We start from the raw sequence: 16,671 nt of genomic DNA, 5'->3' as shown, positions 1-16,671 counted from the left end.
CAATTAAAAATAATGTTCTATTCCGTTATTCCGTGTAACCCAGATGCTGTACAAAGCGACGGAATGCTTTTTTACCAGCTTCATCTCGTTTGTAAACACCGGCGTGCTCGAGAATTTGAGCGAATTTATTGCCCGCCTCTTCTTGCACCCGGGCCACAGCTGCTTCCTTAGACAGCGCAGCACCGTACTTCTCAATCAGTGCGTGGATCCATTCTGTATGCTTGTGAAGGTCTGAAGCTTCATCGCCGACAGCTGATTTTAGAAGCTCATCATCACCTGTCAAAATATTAGCGATAAGATCCAATTCTTCTTTTAGTCGTCCAGGCAGAATCGCGAGGCCCATGACTTCGATCAGACCGATATTTTCTTTCTTCAGATGGTGCATTTGGCGATGAGGATGGAAAATTCCCTCCGGATACTCTTCACTTGTACGGTTATTGCGGAGAACGAGGTCCATCTCATATCCCCCGTCTGCCGCACGCCGCACAATCGGTGTTACGGTATTGTGAGGTATTTTCTGTCCATCCTGCTCTGTATGTGACAGAATATCTACTTCTGGATCACTGTATACCTTCCATGCCTCATAAATATCATTTGCCGCTTCAAGTAAGACCGCTTGATCCTTGGATGAGAGTCTCAGCACAGACATCGGCCATTTTACAAGACTGAGTGAAACGCCTGGAGCCGCATCATTATGGAATACAGCCTCCTGTACCGCGTTTTGAATCGCAAATGTATGTCTTCCACCTTGGAAATGATCATGCGTTAATATGCTTCCGCCCACGATGGGAAGATCTGCATTAGAACCGATGAAATAGTGAGGATATTGATCCACAAATCCAAGCAGGCGGCGCAGCGTATCCTTTGTCAGCTTCATTGGCACATGGTCATGATGGAACACGATACAGTGCTCGTTATAGTAAACATAAGGAGAGTATTGGAATAACCACTTCTCATCATTCAGCGTAAGCGGAATGGTTCTCAGGTTCTGACGTGCCGGGTGATTAATCCGGCCTCTGTAACCTACATTCTCACGGCAGAGCTGACATTTAGGATAAACAGGCGGCGGAAGCAGCTTAGCCATCGCAATTTCTTTTGGACTTTTTTCCGGCTTGGACAGGTTAATCGTAATCTCGATATCCCCATATTCCGTAGGCTGCTTCCAATACACGTTCTTCGAGATGCGATCCATTCGAATATAGTTGGAATCGATGGACAGTTCATAGAACCGGCTCGTTGCGGCCTCTATTCCCTTCTCTGCTTGAATCTCACGGAACTCCCGAATCACTTCGGAAGGACGAGCCATCACCAGTCCCATGATCTTCGCATCCAGCAAATCCCGATAAGTATCCGTGTTCTCCGGAATAAGCCCGATCTCATAACCGTAATCAATCAGCACATCAATCAGCGGCTGTGGTCCAGACAGCTCAGATTCATCCAACGTACCTGCATAGGGCTCGTCAAGATCAAACAGACTGAGCAGCTGGTTACGGCTATAGTCATAATCCGCATCCTCGATCAGACGACGTCTTGCTGCAAACAATACCAATCGTTCAATGGCATGAAGCGCTTCCTGTGCAGCGGATGACTGCTTATTCTGTTTCTCTCCTGCATTCGTATTCACGTTCATCTCTGCCATTTACTTACTCCCCTTTTTGGTTAGTGCTGTACCCATCCGGATGGGACTGATGCCAGCTCCAAGCACTCGCAATGACCTTGTCCAGATCTGTATATTTCGGTTCCCAGCCAAGCACTGCCCGGGCTTTATCTGAAGAAGCAACCAATATCGCAGGGTCACCTGCACGGCGCGCTTCCATGACGACCGGAATGTCGAGGCCCGTTACTTTCTTCGCTGTTTCGATCACCTCTTTGACGCTGAAACCTTGACCGTTGCCGAGATTGAACACGTTACTCTCTTCACCCTTGCGCAGATAGTCCACAGCACGAAGGTGCGCATCGGCAAGATCACTTACGTGGATATAGTCACGAATACAGGTTCCGTCTTCCGTAGCATAGTCATCTCCAAAAATCGCAATATGCTTGCGCTGCTTCAAGGCAGTCTGAAGCACTAGAGGAATCAGATGGCTCTCCGGCTGGTGATCTTCACCGATCTTGCCGCTGTCATGGGCGCCGGCTGCATTAAAGTATCGAAGGGATACATACTTGATGCCAAGCACTTTATCAAACCAGGACATCATGCGCTCCATCATGAGCTTGGTCTCACCATATACATTGGTAGGCTCTGTGCGGTCGCTTTCCTCAATAGGTACTTTTTCAGGCTCACCGTACGTTGCCGCAGTGGATGAGAAGACAATTCGCTTAACGTCTGCATCCTTCATCGCCTCGAGCAGAGACAATGTGCCGAACACATTGTTGTCATAGTATTTTCCCGGATTCTGCATACTCTCGCCGACAAGGGAATTCGCTGCAAAATGGATGACTGCATCAATCTCGTTCTCGGAGAAGAGTCTTGCGAGAAGCTCCTTATCCCGAAGATCTCCCTCGTACAGCTTGCCGCCAAGAAGAGCCTCCCGGTGACCTGTCTGCAAATTATCAAGCACAACCACTTCCTCACCGCGCTCAAGCAGCGCGGCAACGGTATGAGAACCGATATAACCTGCTCCACCTGTTACTAGAATCGCCATTTTCTTACGCCTCCCCTTTCAATTCTTTAACGCCGTCGCCCACGCCGCATACATAGAAATCTCCAGTGAGTCCAGTCCGTTCCTTGTACGCTGCACCAACCTCCTGCACAAACCGATCCACATCGTTCTCATGCACAAGGGAGACGGTACATCCACCGAAGCCTGCACCTGTCATGCGGCTGCCGAGTGTACCTGGAATTTTGCGAGCCTCTTCAACCATCACGTCGAGCTCCTCACAGCTCACTTCGTAGAGATCGCGCAACGAATCATGAGAAGCATTCATCAGCTCCCCGAAAGCTTTGAGGTCCCCGCTGCTAAGTGCATCTACTGAGGCCAGCACACGAGCATTCTCTTCCACAACGTGCTTGGTCCGTTTCTTCAGAATTTCATCTCCCAAGGCTGACTCCAATTCGCTGTATTGTGCCGGAGTAAGCTCCGCCAGATAAGACAGTGAAGGCAGCTGCTCCTTTAGAATAGCAAGGGATTGATCACATTGCTGACGTCTCTCGTTGTAAGCTGAATCTACAAGACCGCGGCGTTTGTTCGTGTTGCCGATAATCAGCTTGTAATCTCCAGTACGGAATGGCACATGCTTGTATTCAAGTGTATCGCACATCAGCAGAATCGCATGGTCCTCTGCACCGTTCGCTACCGCAAACTGGTCCATAATGCCGCTGTTCACGCCTACATACTGGTTCTCAGCGCGCTGAGAGAGCAGTGATATTTCAACTGTGTCCACCTTGCCTCCTTCAAGCGTAAGCAGCGCGTATGCAGTTACTACTTCGATCGAAGCAGAGGAAGATAACCCTGCGCCGTTCGGAATCTCCCCATGGAACATCAGGTCGTAGCCCTTAGTGATGCTCGTGCCTGCCTTAATGATTTCTACCATTACACCGACAGGATAATCGATCCACTCGCCTGATTTTTCCTTGCCGATATCCTCCACCTTGATTACCGCTTCATGCGAAAGGTTGGTGGAATAAAAGTGGATCTCGTCATCCTGACGTTCGCGAATGATCAGCGTTGTTCCGAATTCAAGTGCGGCGGGGAGAACATAGCCTCCGTTATAATCGATATGCTCACCGATCAGGTTCACACGTCCTGGCGCGTTAAACACGCGGATTTCAGCAGAATTTTCACCATATTTTTCAATAAACTGTTGTTTGAGTTGTTGTACGTTCATTAACCTTCACCTCTTTGTAAAAGTTGTTTTAATCTTAATTAAAGTATACATGGAAGCGTTATTAACGGTAATGTATGCATGTGTTCAATCTATGGACAAATGTGACTACGGATAACTTGAATACATGGAAAACACTGGTTCCATTCATATGTACTCCCTGCTTTTTATGGTATACTAGTGACGTGATACCTATACTTTTACGTACAAATTATTGCTCTGCAGGTCCGCTTGCAGAAGAAAGGAATCCACGAATAATGCAGGATTCATATTCAGTAGCTTCCAATCCCGTCGATTACGAGAAAAGTCCGCTGCACGTCCTCTTCGTTGGCGAGAGCCAAACCAAACCGGGACATGCCCTCGGACCGAAAATATATGATTATTACCTTCTTCATTATGTGGAGTCAGGCAAAGGTGTTTTTCGTACAGAGAGCCGCACATACCACTTATCCGCAGGGCATATTTTTTTGATTCATCCTTCGGAGCTGGTCAGTTATGTATCCGACGAGGAGGAGCCCTGGCGCTATCGCTGGATGGCCTTTACGGGCAAGGAGGCCGATAAGCAGGTGAAGGACGCCGGGTTCAGTCTTGATCAGCCAGTGATTACAACCATGCAGGACAGTAAAATGTCGACACTCCTATCCACGATGCAAAATGCTTTCTTCGAGAAAAAAGAAAGTGCTCATCTCACCTCCATCGGCTGTTTATATCTGATCTTTGCTGAGGCCAAAGAAAGACTCGTACTGGAATCCGCAGTAGCCATGACGGATTCTCAGGTAGGCCGGACGGTGAAGCAGATGATTCAATACATGTCGACTCAGTATGCCCATCCGATCTCCATCGAACAAATGAGTGCCAGCTTGGGTTATAATCGCGCTTATTTGTCCCGTATTTTCAAAAAAGAAATCGGACTCTCGCCAGTCACGTATTTGCTGAAGCTGAGGATTGATAAGTCCAGACAGCTGCTCAGAGAACGGCCTGAGCTGTCCATAGAACAGATATCTGCCTCTGTCGGGCTGCCGGATGCCCTGTATTTCTCGAGACAATTCAAACGGTTCTATAGACACTCCCCCAGCGCATATCGCAAACAGATGCAGGAGCAGTCCAATGGAACCTCTCCAGACTGAAGTCATGCGCATCCTTGAGCATATTCTACTTACTAAATAGTAAAAAGCCTGCCTATGAATTTGATCATAAGGCAGGCTTGTTCTTTTGTCACGATGGAAACAATAGAATCAGGCTCGAGTCCTATCCCTTTAGCTGTCTTTACGCAGGATCGATTCAATGTCTGCTAATTCTTCCGGAGAGAAGTCAAGGTTGTTAAGAACCGCCACATTCTCTTCGATCTGGCTCGGACGGCTCGCTCCGATTAATGCAGAAGTCACTCTGCCTTCTCTAAGCACCCAAGCGAGTGCAAGCTGAGCAAGACTTTGACCGCGGGAGGCAGCCACCTGGTTTAAGGCACGCACTTTACGCAGTGTTTCTGGTGTGATCTGATTCTCATTCAAGAAGACAGAGCTGCTCTTCGCTCTGGAATCTTCAGGAACTCCATTCAGATACTTGCTCGTCAGAACCCCTTGCTCAAGCGGGCAAAAAGCAATGCTTCCCACCCCATTTTCCGTCAGTACGTCTTGAAGTCCGTCTTCGATCCAGCGGTCCAGCATGGAATAACGAGGCTGGTGAATAAGCAGAGGAGTGCCCAGCTTATTCAGAATATGTACAGCTTCCTTCGTTTTTTCAGCTGAATAATTCGAGATTCCTACATACAATGCTTTGCCGGAACGAACGATATGATCAAGCGCCTGCATGGTCTCTTCAAGAGGAGTGTCTGGATCAAACCGGTGGGAGTAGAAAATATCGACATAATCCAGCCCCATACGTTTTAAGCTCTGATCCAGGCTCGAGATTAAATATTTGCGTGACCCCCATTCACCATAAGGTCCCTGCCACATATGATAACCGGCCTTCGTTGAGATAATCAGCTCATCCCTGTAAGGCTTCAGATCTTGAGCGAGCACCTGTCCAAACATTTGTTCAGCAGACCCCGGTGGAGGTCCGTAATTGTTAGCCAGATCAAAATGAGTGATCCCCAGATCAAATGCTCGTCTAATCATATCTCTCCCATTCTCGAGAGAGTTGATTCCGCCAAAATTATGCCATAGTCCAAGTGAAATGGCTGGCAGTTTAAGTCCCGAGCGGCCAACCCGGTTATATTTCATTTCATCATAACGTCTATGATCAGGTACATATGCCATATCTCATCTTCCTCCTGTAATCAATCGAGTAAAGTCTATTCATTCATTTATTTATGATAGACCCAAAACTACAGCTTGACAAGAAAACGTTTACAGATAGTGTATATCATCTTGAGCCTCCGACAGCAAAAGAACCCTCTTTCGTTAAAAAAGAAAGAAAGGTTCATAACAAATGGTTATAATTTTGCGTTGACTTGGTCCAGTACAAGGCCAATGGGTTCGGTGATCAGCAGATCAGCCCTGCTGTCATAAGGTGTGGGTGTTGCATTCAGCAAGACGGTATGCTTGCCTTGAAAATAGGTCACGAGCTGTGCAGCAGGCTGAACGGTCAACGAGGTTCCTCCGATGATCATCAGATCGGCTTCGGACAGCGCATCCACAGCATGGTAGAGTGTCGCCTGATCAAGCGACTCACCGTACAGCACGACATCAGGCTTAATAATACCATTACATTTGCTACACTTAGGAACTAATGATTCAGATGCAAATATAGCATCAAGATCATAGAAATGGGAACAATCCATACAGTAGTTGCGATGAACCGACCCGTGAAGCTCATGTACCTTCCCGCAGCCTGCCGCCTGATGCAGTCCATCAATATTTTGAGTGATGACAGCCGACAGCTTCCCTTCCTTCTCCAGACGGGCAAGCAAACGGTGTGCACCGTTGGGCTTGGCATGGGGGTGAAGCATTTTGGAACGATAAAAATCATAGAAAATATCTGGATGCAGCATAAAGAAATCAATGCTTAGCAGCTCCTCAGGTGAGTAGGGAGAATGCTGCTCTGTCTGATAAATCCCGGCAGCAGAACGAAAATCTGGAATTCCACTCTCCGTCGATGTACCAGCTCCGCCAAAAAACACGATTTTCGTGCTCTCACGAATCCACGTTATTAATGGTTCAAACGCATCAGCCATTTTCTTGCCCTCCCTTCAGCAAAATTTGATCATAATGGGTAATCACGATATCGGCATGCTTCAAATAGGATGTATTTCCTGATGGGACAATGCCGATATTCAATTGAGTACCTGCGCTTCTTCCCATTTGCATATCTCCGTTACTGTCGCCAATGACCGCCAGCTGCTCAGGAGAAAGTCCAAGTGCTATACAAGCCGCATGCACACTTTCAGGATCGGGCTTGCTGCTCGTCACCCGGTCATATCCAATTATAACATCAAAATAGTCGAGAATATTCAGCCATTCAAGATGCAATGCAGCATTTGAAGTTGAATCTGCAGTCACTACACCCAGCAAGAGCCCCTGAGCCTTACAGCGGTCCAGAAACGGAATCAGTCCGTCCAGTGGAATTGCATGATCCTTACTTATCGAATCGCTGGCTCTGGCGCTAATTTCACGAATACAAGTTACTGCATCATTCCAAGGCATACCGGCTGCATACAGCTGCCAGGCAAGCACTGCGGTAGACTCGCTTACCGTCGCGATTGCAAACGGTCCTTCGGCATCATAACCTGCCACCTTTCCTTGGGCATCATATCTGGTCCCCAGCACCTGCTCTCGTTGTCCAGTAAAGCTCTTCCCCATTCCAGCCAGCTGAGCTTCCAGTGCATCCAGCACATAATCTCCCCAAGGAGTCCACAATGCCTCTATGTCCAGAAGCGTGCCATCCTTATCAAATAAAATACCCGAAATATGCGCTTCCTTCTGTCCGACCTTCAATAGAGCGATTTGAATCACTTCCTCTTTCATGACTTAAAAAATCTGACCGAAAGCTCGGTCAGAATTCATAAGGTTTTTTCAACTATTTCTCTTGAACGGCCTTCCGGAATGCATCCATATACTGCTCGGCTTTGCGACGAACATGGGTCATATCGCCGGTCTTGACGGCCTCTGCTGTCAGATCTGAACCGATTCCGACGGCGACCGCTCCTCCCTTGATCCAGTCTCCCAGATTGCTTAATGACACTCCTCCGGTTGGCATAAAGTTCGCTTGCGGAAGCGGACCCTTCATCGTCTTAATAATGGAGGGATCATATACATTCCCTGGGAATAGCTTAACCACATCTACACCAAGCTCCAAGGCCGACTGAACCTCGGCTATCGTCATCACTCCCGGCAGAATAGGGACACGGTACAGATTACACAATTTGACGGTCTCCGGATTCAAGGCTGGGCCTACGATAAACTCCGACCCTGCCATAATCGCAGCACGTGCAGATTGCGGCTCCAGCACCGTCCCAGCCCCGATGATGGCAAACTCCTCTTCATTCGCTGCATTCCAGGAATACTTCTGGCTCAAACGTTCGATGGCCTGCAGCGCTCCAGGTACGGTCAGTGTGATCTCAATGACTTTGATGCCGCCAGCAATCGCCTGCTCTGCCATCTGAACAACCTGTTCGGCCGAATCCGCACGAAGTACAGCAACGACGCCTTGTTCAAACATTTTATGTAACAGCTTTAGTTTTTTCATTGTTTTTATCCCCTTCGTATGATTAATGAATGGATTACAATAACATGGAGATGAACGTCCTAATATAATTACTTACCGTTCTATGTGTTGAGCATTGCTGAGCTTGGCCTTAACCTCAGCCGCTGTCGGGAGCGCTTCCCAATCACCTACCGCTTGAACCATCAGACTTCCCGTGAGACTGCCGATGCCCGCTGCCTGGACAGGATTCAAGCCTTGCAAAATACCGGATAAAAAGCCTGCACCAAAGCCATCGCCTGCACCAACGGTATCTATAACTTGATCCGCCTTTACGAAGGGAACTTCTTCTACAGAGCCCCGCTGCAGTACATAGGTCACCTCCGGACCACCCTTAACAATGGAGACAGCATCCAGCTGTTTTAGTCGATCGAATATTTTATCCGTATTCTCTTCCTCATAGAGCATTTTTAGTTCATCCAGCCCCGGAAGAAAATAATCAGCCTCTTGTGCAAGGGACAGCAGGACAGGTCTAGCCTCTTGAAGTGTCCATAGCTTCAGCCGCAGGTTCGGGTCAAAGCTAACAAGCACACCTGCCTGCTTAGCGATCCGAACGGCTTCAAGAAGCGTCTCTCTGCTGGATTCACTGATTGCTGCAGTAATACCTGTAACATGCAGAATTTTTGCTCGCGAAATGTAGTCAATATCAAGGTCTGAAGGCGTCATCTGGCTTGCAGCCGAAAATTTGCGATAATAATGTACAGAAGATTTGCCTGGCACATTTTCTCTGATCATAAGTCCTGTAGGTTCGCCCTCACTCAGCTGAGCACGGGAGACATCTACACCTTCGCCGCGAATAGCTTTATATATCATCTGACCCAGCGCATCGTTACCCAGTCTTCCAAACCAGCCTGCACGGTGACCTAGTCTCGCCAGACCAATTGCAACATTGCTCTCAGCGCCGCCAAAGGATTTGGACAATGTGCTCGCATATTCCAGTCCGCGTGTATCCTGTGCCGTAAACAAACCCATACTTTCACCGAACGTTATGACTTCAGGCGAAGAATATTCTGTTTGATTTCCCATACCAATCCCTCCCTCTCTCTTGTACCCTTCCCATTTCCATTTAGGTGCGCATACTTTCAAATTCGTTTACTTATTCCATTGTTATCATCCATGGAACCGTTGTCAATCTACAATTCATATGTTTTTTCCTCAAAATAAAACAGGCAATTACTCGACTTGGCTAAATTTGGTGACATATATCCAAAATTTTGAAATTTTATCCGTTTCATCTATTTTTGCTCGTGGTAAGTACAAGCATATCCTTAACACCATTTTAAGAAAGAGGAGTGATTCATCCATGGCACAATCGCTGAAAGGAAATCGCCCCAAGATGACCCGTGCAGAAGCTGGGCGCCTCGGAGGAGAGGCAACATCCAAAAAGTATGATCGATCCTTCTATCAAAAAATCGGACGTAAAGGCGGCGAGACCACATCAGAAAATCACAGCTCTGACTTTTATCAAGAAATTGGCAGCAAAGGCGGAAAGGCCACTGCTCGCTCTCATGATCGGAGCTTCTATCGAGAAATCGGACGTAAAGGAGGCCTTCGTTAGGTTTATAGCCCCCCAGAAATCACCTTAAATTTGTAGAAATATGACGTGATCTGTGATAGACTCATTTAAATTAGATTCTTATTATTAGCTCTTTAAAGCAGCACAGGAACAGGGACTGTTCATCGTGCTAGTCCATATTTGATTCTTGGGGGGAAACAGACATCATGGCACCAAAAAAAATGCGTTCAGACATGATTAAAAAAGGTTTTGACAGAGCGCCGCATCGAAGCTTGCTTCGTGCAGCCGGGGTAAAAGAAGAGGATTTCGGCAAGCCATTTATCGCCGTATGTAACTCCTACATCGATATTGTACCAGGTCATGTTCATCTTCAGGAATTCGGAAAGATTGTAAAAGAAGCTATTATTGAAGCTGGCGGGGTTCCATTTGAATTCAACACGATCGGTGTTGATGACGGGATCGCAATGGGACATATCGGTATGCGTTATTCGCTGCCAAGTCGTGATATCATTGCCGACTCCGTTGAAACGGTCGTATCCGCTCACTGGTTTGACGGTATGGTCTGCATTCCGAACTGTGACAAAATTACGCCAGGAATGCTGATGGGTGCTCTTCGTGTAAACATTCCGACCATCTTCGTCAGCGGCGGACCGATGAAAGCGGGCCGTGATAAGAACGGACGGGCTTTGTCGCTTACTTCTGTATTCGAAGGTGTCGGCGCATATCAAGCCGGTAAGATCGATGATCAGAGCCTGCTCGAGCTTGAACAATTCGGCTGTCCGACTTGCGGGTCCTGCTCCGGTATGTTCACAGCGAACTCCATGAACTGTCTTGCTGAAGCACTAGGACTTGCACTTCCAGGCAATGGTACGATTCTGGCTGTTGCGCCTGAGCGCCGTGATTTTGTTCGCAAATCAGCCACTCAGCTGATGGAACTGATCAAGCTGGATCTGAAGCCGCGTGATATCGTAACACCAGAAGCAATTGACAATGCATTTGCCCTGGACATGGCGATGGGCGGTTCCACCAATACTGTGCTTCACACACTGGCTCTTGCTCATGAAGCCGGCATTGAATACCCAATTGAGCGTATCAATGAAGTCGCTAACCGCGTACCGCATTTATCCAAGCTCGCTCCTGCTTCCGACTATCATATCGAGGATGTGCAGAATGCAGGCGGCGTAAGTGCCGTACTAAACGAGCTGCTCAAGAAGCCAGGCGCACTTCATGCAGAGAACATTACGGTTACCGGGAAAACTTTACGTGAGAACGTAGAGAATTCTCCAATCTTGGACGAGAATGTTATCCACAGACTGGATAATCCGCATTCCGAACGCGGAGGACTTGCCGTTCTCTTCGGTAATTTGGCTCCAGAAGGGTCCATTATCAAGGTTGGTGCCGTAGATCCATCTGTCGGCGGTTATCACAAAGGCCCTGCCATTTGCTTCAACTCTCAAGAAGAAGCTCTTGAAGGCATTGCCAACGGCAAAGTAAAAGAAGGCCATGTTGTCGTTATCCGATACGAAGGACCCAAGGGCGGACCAGGTATGCCAGAAATGCTTGCTCCAACTTCCCAAATCGTCGGTATGGGTCTTGGTGCCAAAGTCGGCTTGATCACGGACGGACGTTTCTCCGGTGCATCCAGAGGAATCAGTATCGGACATATTTCTCCGGAGGCTGCTGAAGGCGGACCGATTGCGTTTGTACACGATGGAGACATCATTGAGCTTGATCTGAATAATCGTAAGATCGAACTGCTTGTCAGTGAGGAAGAGATGGAACGTCGTCGTGCCGAAGAATGGACCGAGTTTGAACCCAAAGTAAAAACAGGCTATTTGGCTCGTTATTCCAAACTCGTTACCAACGCCAGCAACGGCGGTGTCCTGAAAATATAATTGCACATATAAATAAAAGGGATCCAATGCGTAAATGGCATTGGATCCCTTATTCTTTTTCCCGATAAATAACCTGTTATGCCACAGGCGGAGTACGCGTTAAATCCGCATTGCCGGCTATAGAAATATCTTCTTCTTCTGAATAGGCAGTTTTAGCCGTGCTTCGTTGGTCAAATACGGATTCTTTTTTATGCTTCAGTCCGTCACCGAAACGGTCAAATAAAATATCCATCGGCATCACGATCATTTTCGGAGTCATCTGCTGACTGCCTTCTCTTAATCTGCCTTGACCTTCCGGATGTATTACACTCAGCAGTATTTTTAAATATACTGACGTTGATGCTGCAAACAAACCACGGGGGAGATCCAGCACCGAGAATCCAAACTGTTCGGGTCCACGATTGATCATGCTGACCCCGTATAATGCCTTCGCATTAGCCACTTCCGGGTCGAGGGCTGCGATCTTCACGAGATCAGGCAGCTGCTTCTCCATGGTCCGAATCATACGGATTGCGAGATGAACAGAAGTTTTTGAAGAAGTTCCTAACTGATACAGCTTTTTATTATCAAAATGAAGCTCTATGATGTCGTCCCCTTTTTGCAGGGAGTGACCATCCGGCAGCTCAATGGCTTTACCTTGATAAGGACGCACTCGATAATGCAAGAATGGATCTTGAGGCGTTATCGTCTTCAGCTTGGTAATCATATGGAATATCTGCTCCCAACCGAGCCATGCCCGAACCACTAAACGTTTAAAGCTAGACTGAATCTTCATAACTGCCTCCCTTCCCGCTATTTGCTGCTTAGCCGCGTAATGTTGAGATATCATATCATCAATTCGTATACTTTGAATATTTCGGTGACTAGCCTCTGACAGAACCCGATCCAGTGCAATGAGCATTTGAGCCGGTGCATGCCGATCTGCTCCTGGTGTCGTTCCACAATCATGAAGTACCATGACCTCGCCGCCTCGCAGCTTCTTCAGCATCCGCTCTGTCAGCCGATCTGCTCCAAGTCGTTCTCTCCAATCACCGAACATGCCAGACCATAATACAATGCGATGGTGATGCTTCTTGGAGAAATCAAATAAATTGGTAATTCCCCACGGTGGACGGTAATATAGTGCATGGGATCCAGTAATCTTATAAATGATGGAGCCGGTTCTTTCTATCTGCTGACGAACGACTTTGGGTGTCATCAGCCAATTAGTTTGATGTATATAATTGTGGATGCCGATAAGATGACCTTCAGCGTGCATTCTTCTTAACAGCTCGGGATTGCGCTCTGCATGTTCACCCACAACAAAAAAGGTGGCCTTGGCATTATGCTTCTTCAACAGATCAAGCAGCTGCGGCGTGTAGTCGGGATCCGGGCCATCATCGAAAGTTAATGCAAAATCCTTTAGATTCCTTCCGCGTCTGAATACTCGAAATCCGAATAAACGGCTGATCAAACTAGGTATAAATGCATAAAAAGATGTAATGTAAAAGAGCAACAGCAGCAAGTTCTGCATGACGGTATTCCTCACTTTTTTAGACTCGTAACGTGTGGTTGTAAGACGTACATTACAAAATCTTAAAAACAACACTAACTATTATTTTATCATATTGTGAATAAAATGAACCCTTGATTTTAAAATTAACGTATACTTCCTAGATAGGAGAATTACACACTTTATAAAAGGAGTCGTTGTTATAATATGCTTCCTCTTTACAAAAAATATTGGCGAACCGCACTCGATGTCGGATTAATTGCGCTGACCGTATTTCTGATCATGTTTGTTTCAAGCCAGCTGTACCAGATCGCTGCTCCGGTATTTCTATCTTTTCTTGTATTTGTCATTATCGAGCCCTTGGCTAAGTTTCTACATAAAAGAGGCTTAAAAAAAGCCTTGGCGTCAGCCATTTCGGTACTTTTGTTCGTAGCTGTTCTCTTAGGCATCTTCTTCGGACTAGGTGTAATCATTGTATCGTCCATTACTCAATTCCAGGATAATATCCCGGCGTATATGACACTGATCCAGACCCAATTTACTCAGCTGCTCGAAATGTTTCAGACCCAGTGGAATGCACTGCCGGCAACCGTGACTGACCAAATTAATCAGAATTTTGAAAAAGTAACGGCAGCCCTCTCCTCTTGGGGCGCAGGCTTCCTCGGGTACATAGTCGGTATGCTGAGCTCCTTCTCCTCGTTCATCGGAAATTTTGCAGTGGCCATTATACTGGCATTCTTCCTGAGCGTCGAGTTTGATATGTGGAGAATGATTACCAAAAGAAAAGCACCTAATACGCTTAAGCAAGCTTATCTGTTCTTGAAGAATCATGTATTCAAGGCGATTGGAGCTTATCTTAAAGCACAGCTCATTCTCATCTCCATTACTTTTGTGCTTGTATTGATCGGTCTAATCATTCTCGGAACCGGAAACGCCCTTACACTCGCGCTCATCGCAGCTGTACTGGATCTTCTGCCGCTGCTCGGGGTACCTGTTATATTTATTCCGTGGAGCATTTATTTGTTCATCGTGGGTGATGTCGGAACTGCCGTTGGCTTATTAATCGTAATGGGCGTGACTATGCTCGTAAGACAGCTGGCTGAGCCAAAAATATCAGGCAACTCCATCGGGGTAACGTCCGCCTATCTGATGTTATCCTTTATGCTCATCTCGCTCTCGATCTTCGGCATTTCTGGCGTCATTCTCTCACCAATCCTGCTCATTCTGATTAAAGAATTGTGGCAGCAGGGGTATTTGCAGCGCTGGATCCGATTGCCTGAGGATGAATTCCAATCCTCTCCTTTTGCAGTGGATGATCAGAACAACAGCAATTGATATTGAATTCAAAAAAAAGGATAGCAGGCACGCAATAGCATGCCTTACCTATCCTTTTTTCGTACGTGGAACTTATAGTTCCGCTCCTCTTCTAATCCGAAGTACCTGCAAGAACATCCATAACCTGCTGAAAAAGCGCTGTGGCTTTATGTTGGGAATGAACCGACTCATTTTTCACCAGAACGGCTACAGCGTACTTGGGATGATTTACGGGTCCATATCCGATAAACCACTGATTATTCTTCTCCACGCCATTGTGCAGCACTTGAGCCGTCCCGGATTTGCCGGCTAACGGCCAAATGGCCTGCTGCAAACGAATGCCTGTCCCTTCCTCGACAACCTGCTCCATATAGGATCGCAGCTGCTTCGCAGTCGAACTGTGAATTTGAAAGGGAGAAGCTGTGGGCATCCCGGATTGGGTCAAAGACGGGTCTTTAATCTCGGCAAGGAGCTTGCCATCCGCATAATGAATCTCTGATACAATCTTGGGAGAGAGTACCTGACCTTCATGGAGTACCGTAACGATCATATTAGCCGCCTGAAGCGGGGTGATCTTTACATCTCTTTGACCGATTGCCGTCTGGATCCGAATTCCTTCATCGTTCTGCTTCAATATATCTGCCGAATGGAATACTTCTCCTGCGTCCTCGTGATCAAACAGTCTAAAATCCTGCAGGCCCAAGTAATGCTCCCGATGATAGCCTACTTGCTGTCCAAGCCCCAAAGCATGGGCTGCTTGTAGAAGCTGGCTCGAGGTGAGCCTTGAGGCTACCTCTGCAAACGCAACGTTGCAGGACCCGGCAAAAGCCTCTTCGAATGTAATCGTACCATGTCCTTCTTTTTTCCAGCAGGCCAGGCCATACTTGCCATAATGACCTGAGCAATGAAATGTTTCAGTTGAGCTCACAGCCCCTTGCTCCAAAGCTGCGGCTGCAGTGACCAGCTTGAATATAGAACCGGGAACCGCCGCCGTGGTGGCCTGATTGACCGAGCTGCCGTCCTCAAGGTGAATATCCGCTGGATGGTAAAAAGGACGCGATACCATCGCCCTTACCTCGGCATTGTCCGCATCGAGCACAACGACTGCTCCTTCATTCACCTCAGCTTGAGTGGTCAGCTGCTCCAGCTTCTGCTGAAGGGATAAGTCTATCGTTGTTTGAATATGGAGCGGATATTTGGGATTATGCGGTGCGATAAGTCGTGGTCCCATGCCTTCTACCGGCTTCTTGTGACTATCTACCATATTGGAGACAATGGTTGGACCAAGTCCCTTTAGTAAGGGTTCAAGACTTCGCTCTAGACCTGCGGCACCTGTTTTTACATTAAAGGGATCCTTGACTTCGAGCTTTACAACCGGCTTCTCAGCGTCAGGCATTTCAGATAAATAGCCCAGCCACTGCATTCCATTCTCCTTCAAGGCAGAGTATCGATCCATATAGGGCAGAGCCTGAACATCCTCCAGCTGCAACTGCCGAATTGCCTGGATCTGTGCCTGGCTTAACTTCACCGGCTCTCCTGTGGGAGATTTCCAGTATACAGGGGAATGAAGCGCACTCCATTTCTCCCACAACTGGTTTGCGTCTATATTCAATATATGAGCCAATTTTCGATGCTGCTGTTCCTGTTCCCCATTTAACTTATCCTCTAACGGGAATAAGACCGGAACCCATATCAGCTGCCCTGTAATCGGCTTGTGATTCCGATCCATAAATTGTCCCCTGCCTGAATCCAGCACGATTCCCTGCTCACGCTGAAGCACGGACATTTGCAGCATCGTTCGTTCAGAATTCTCTAAGTGATGATTCACCTGAATGAACTGAATATACCCAAGGCGTATAATTATGGCTGCAAATACGATCAGCATCAGGAATAAGGCGTAAAATATTCTTTGTTTTCGAAGCAAATTCATA

General features: G+C 47.3%; 14 protein-coding genes. 4 read left to right on the top strand and 10 right to left on the bottom strand.

Annotation, left to right across the window (positions count from 1 at the left end; genetic code table 11):
• Nucleotides 1-25: 25 nt before the first annotated feature.
• From ACFSVM_RS21565 to ACFSVM_RS21555, 3 genes are read right to left on the bottom strand one after another with little or no spacing between them, the layout of a single operon-like run.
• The gene (locus ACFSVM_RS21565; RefSeq protein WP_256209775.1) at nt 26-1,630 is read right to left on the bottom strand and encodes a UDP-glucose--hexose-1-phosphate uridylyltransferase; all 1,605 of its coding nucleotides are present in this window, start codon (nt 1,628-1,630) and stop codon (nt 26-28) included.
• Nucleotides 1,631-1,643: 13 nt separating this feature from the next.
• Nucleotides 1,644-2,645, bottom strand: a complete 1,002-nt coding sequence (gene galE, locus ACFSVM_RS21560) for a UDP-glucose 4-epimerase GalE (protein ID WP_076313448.1) — start codon at nt 2,643-2,645, stop codon at nt 1,644-1,646.
• 4 nt (nt 2,646-2,649) lie between these two features.
• Nucleotides 2,650-3,828, bottom strand: a complete 1,179-nt coding sequence (locus ACFSVM_RS21555; protein WP_076313449.1) for a galactokinase — start codon at nt 3,826-3,828, stop codon at nt 2,650-2,652.
• Nucleotides 3,829-4,082: 254 nt separating this feature from the next.
• On the opposite strand from ACFSVM_RS21555, the gene ACFSVM_RS21550 reads away from it, so the two are divergent.
• Entirely contained in the window at nt 4,083-4,952 is an 870-nt protein-coding gene (locus ACFSVM_RS21550; RefSeq protein WP_090725143.1) for an AraC family transcriptional regulator, read from the top strand.
• A 129-nt stretch (nt 4,953-5,081) separates the two neighbouring features.
• On the opposite strand, the gene mgrA is transcribed toward ACFSVM_RS21550, so the two are convergent.
• The 5 genes from mgrA to ACFSVM_RS21525 all read right to left on the bottom strand — a co-directional run bounded on the left by mgrA (nt 5,082) and on the right by ACFSVM_RS21525 (nt 9,549).
• Nucleotides 5,082-6,080 carry an L-glyceraldehyde 3-phosphate reductase gene (gene mgrA, locus ACFSVM_RS21545; RefSeq protein ID WP_076313451.1) on the bottom strand — a complete coding sequence of 333 codons (999 nt, stop codon included), beginning with the start codon at nt 6,078-6,080 and terminating at the stop codon, nt 5,082-5,084.
• Between the two features lie 176 nt (nt 6,081-6,256).
• Nucleotides 6,257-6,997: an NAD-dependent protein deacylase gene (locus tag ACFSVM_RS21540; protein ID WP_076313452.1), complete on the bottom strand. Its 741-nt coding sequence runs from the start codon at nt 6,995-6,997 to the stop codon at nt 6,257-6,259.
• The gene (locus ACFSVM_RS21535; protein WP_256702864.1) at nt 6,990-7,775 is read right to left on the bottom strand and encodes an HAD family hydrolase; all 786 of its coding nucleotides are present in this window, start codon (nt 7,773-7,775) and stop codon (nt 6,990-6,992) included. Before ACFSVM_RS21535 ends, ACFSVM_RS21540 begins: the two co-directional genes overlap by 8 nt.
• A 64-nt stretch (nt 7,776-7,839) precedes the next feature.
• On the bottom strand, nt 7,840-8,508 hold the full coding sequence (locus tag ACFSVM_RS21530; protein ID WP_076313453.1) for a bifunctional 2-keto-4-hydroxyglutarate aldolase/2-keto-3-deoxy-6-phosphogluconate aldolase: 669 nt from the start codon (nt 8,506-8,508) through the stop codon (nt 7,840-7,842).
• Nucleotides 8,509-8,580: 72 nt separating this feature from the next.
• Nucleotides 8,581-9,549, bottom strand: coding sequence for a sugar kinase (locus ACFSVM_RS21525; RefSeq protein ID WP_379264490.1), 969 nt, complete (start codon nt 9,547-9,549; stop codon nt 8,581-8,583).
• Nucleotides 9,550-9,826: 277 nt separating this feature from the next.
• Here ACFSVM_RS21525 and ACFSVM_RS21520 point away from each other — a divergent pair, with 277 nt between their 5' ends.
• Together ACFSVM_RS21520 and ilvD are read left to right on the top strand one after the other, a co-directional pair.
• A complete protein-coding gene (locus ACFSVM_RS21520; protein ID WP_076313455.1) occupies nt 9,827-10,081 on the top strand; it encodes a KGG domain-containing protein in 255 nt (84 codons plus the stop codon).
• Nucleotides 10,082-10,245: 164 nt separating this feature from the next.
• Complete coding sequence (ilvD, locus tag ACFSVM_RS21515; protein ID WP_076313456.1) at nt 10,246-11,934, top strand: dihydroxy-acid dehydratase; 1,689 nt, start codon at nt 10,246-10,248, stop codon at nt 11,932-11,934.
• Between the two features lie 76 nt (nt 11,935-12,010).
• Here ilvD and ACFSVM_RS21510 read toward each other — a convergent pair whose 3' ends face one another.
• Nucleotides 12,011-13,447: a polysaccharide deacetylase family protein gene (locus tag ACFSVM_RS21510; protein WP_379264488.1), complete on the bottom strand. Its 1,437-nt coding sequence runs from the start codon at nt 13,445-13,447 to the stop codon at nt 12,011-12,013.
• A 186-nt stretch (nt 13,448-13,633) separates the two neighbouring features.
• Here ACFSVM_RS21510 and ytvI point away from each other — a divergent pair, with 186 nt between their 5' ends.
• Nucleotides 13,634-14,761, top strand: coding sequence for a sporulation integral membrane protein YtvI (ytvI, locus tag ACFSVM_RS21505; RefSeq protein ID WP_076313458.1), 1,128 nt, complete (start codon nt 13,634-13,636; stop codon nt 14,759-14,761).
• Nucleotides 14,762-14,852: 91 nt separating this feature from the next.
• On the opposite strand, the gene ACFSVM_RS21500 is transcribed toward ytvI, so the two are convergent.
• Nucleotides 14,853-16,670, bottom strand: coding sequence for a peptidoglycan D,D-transpeptidase FtsI family protein (locus tag ACFSVM_RS21500; RefSeq protein ID WP_090725137.1), 1,818 nt, complete (start codon nt 16,668-16,670; stop codon nt 14,853-14,855).
• Between the last annotated feature and the right edge of the window lies 1 nt (nt 16,671).

Origin of the sequence: Paenibacillus shunpengii (assembly GCF_042684905.1) — a bacterium.
Taxonomy (GTDB): domain Bacteria; phylum Bacillota; class Bacilli; order Paenibacillales; family Paenibacillaceae; genus Paenibacillus; species Paenibacillus shunpengii.
Note: the sequence above shows the minus strand (reverse complement) of the source record. Positions and strands in the feature narration are given on the sequence as shown.

Coding starts and splice junctions, on each gene's coding strand:
- ACFSVM_RS21565 (WP_256209775.1), bottom strand. CDS start 1,630: ATGAACGTGAATACGAATGCAGGAGAGAAACAGAATAAGCAGTCATCC.
- galE (WP_076313448.1), bottom strand. CDS start 2,645: ATGGCGATTCTAGTAACAGGTGGAGCAGGTTATATCGGTTCTCATACC.
- ACFSVM_RS21555 (WP_076313449.1), bottom strand. CDS start 3,828: ATGAACGTACAACAACTCAAACAACAGTTTATTGAAAAATATGGTGAA.
- ACFSVM_RS21550 (WP_090725143.1), top strand. CDS start 4,083: ATGCAGGATTCATATTCAGTAGCTTCCAATCCCGTCGATTACGAGAAA.
- mgrA (WP_076313451.1), bottom strand. CDS start 6,080: ATGGCATATGTACCTGATCATAGACGTTATGATGAAATGAAATATAAC.
- ACFSVM_RS21540 (WP_076313452.1), bottom strand. CDS start 6,997: ATGGCTGATGCGTTTGAACCATTAATAACGTGGATTCGTGAGAGCACG.
- ACFSVM_RS21530 (WP_076313453.1), bottom strand. CDS start 8,508: ATGAAAAAACTAAAGCTGTTACATAAAATGTTTGAACAAGGCGTCGTT.
- ACFSVM_RS21525 (WP_379264490.1), bottom strand. CDS start 9,549: ATGGGAAATCAAACAGAATATTCTTCGCCTGAAGTCATAACGTTCGGT.
- ACFSVM_RS21520 (WP_076313455.1), top strand. CDS start 9,827: ATGGCACAATCGCTGAAAGGAAATCGCCCCAAGATGACCCGTGCAGAA.
- ilvD (WP_076313456.1), top strand. CDS start 10,246: ATGGCACCAAAAAAAATGCGTTCAGACATGATTAAAAAAGGTTTTGAC.
- ACFSVM_RS21510 (WP_379264488.1), bottom strand. CDS start 13,447: ATGCAGAACTTGCTGCTGTTGCTCTTTTACATTACATCTTTTTATGCA.
- ytvI (WP_076313458.1), top strand. CDS start 13,634: ATGCTTCCTCTTTACAAAAAATATTGGCGAACCGCACTCGATGTCGGA.
- ACFSVM_RS21500 (WP_090725137.1), bottom strand. CDS start 16,670: ATGAATTTGCTTCGAAAACAAAGAATATTTTACGCCTTATTCCTGATG.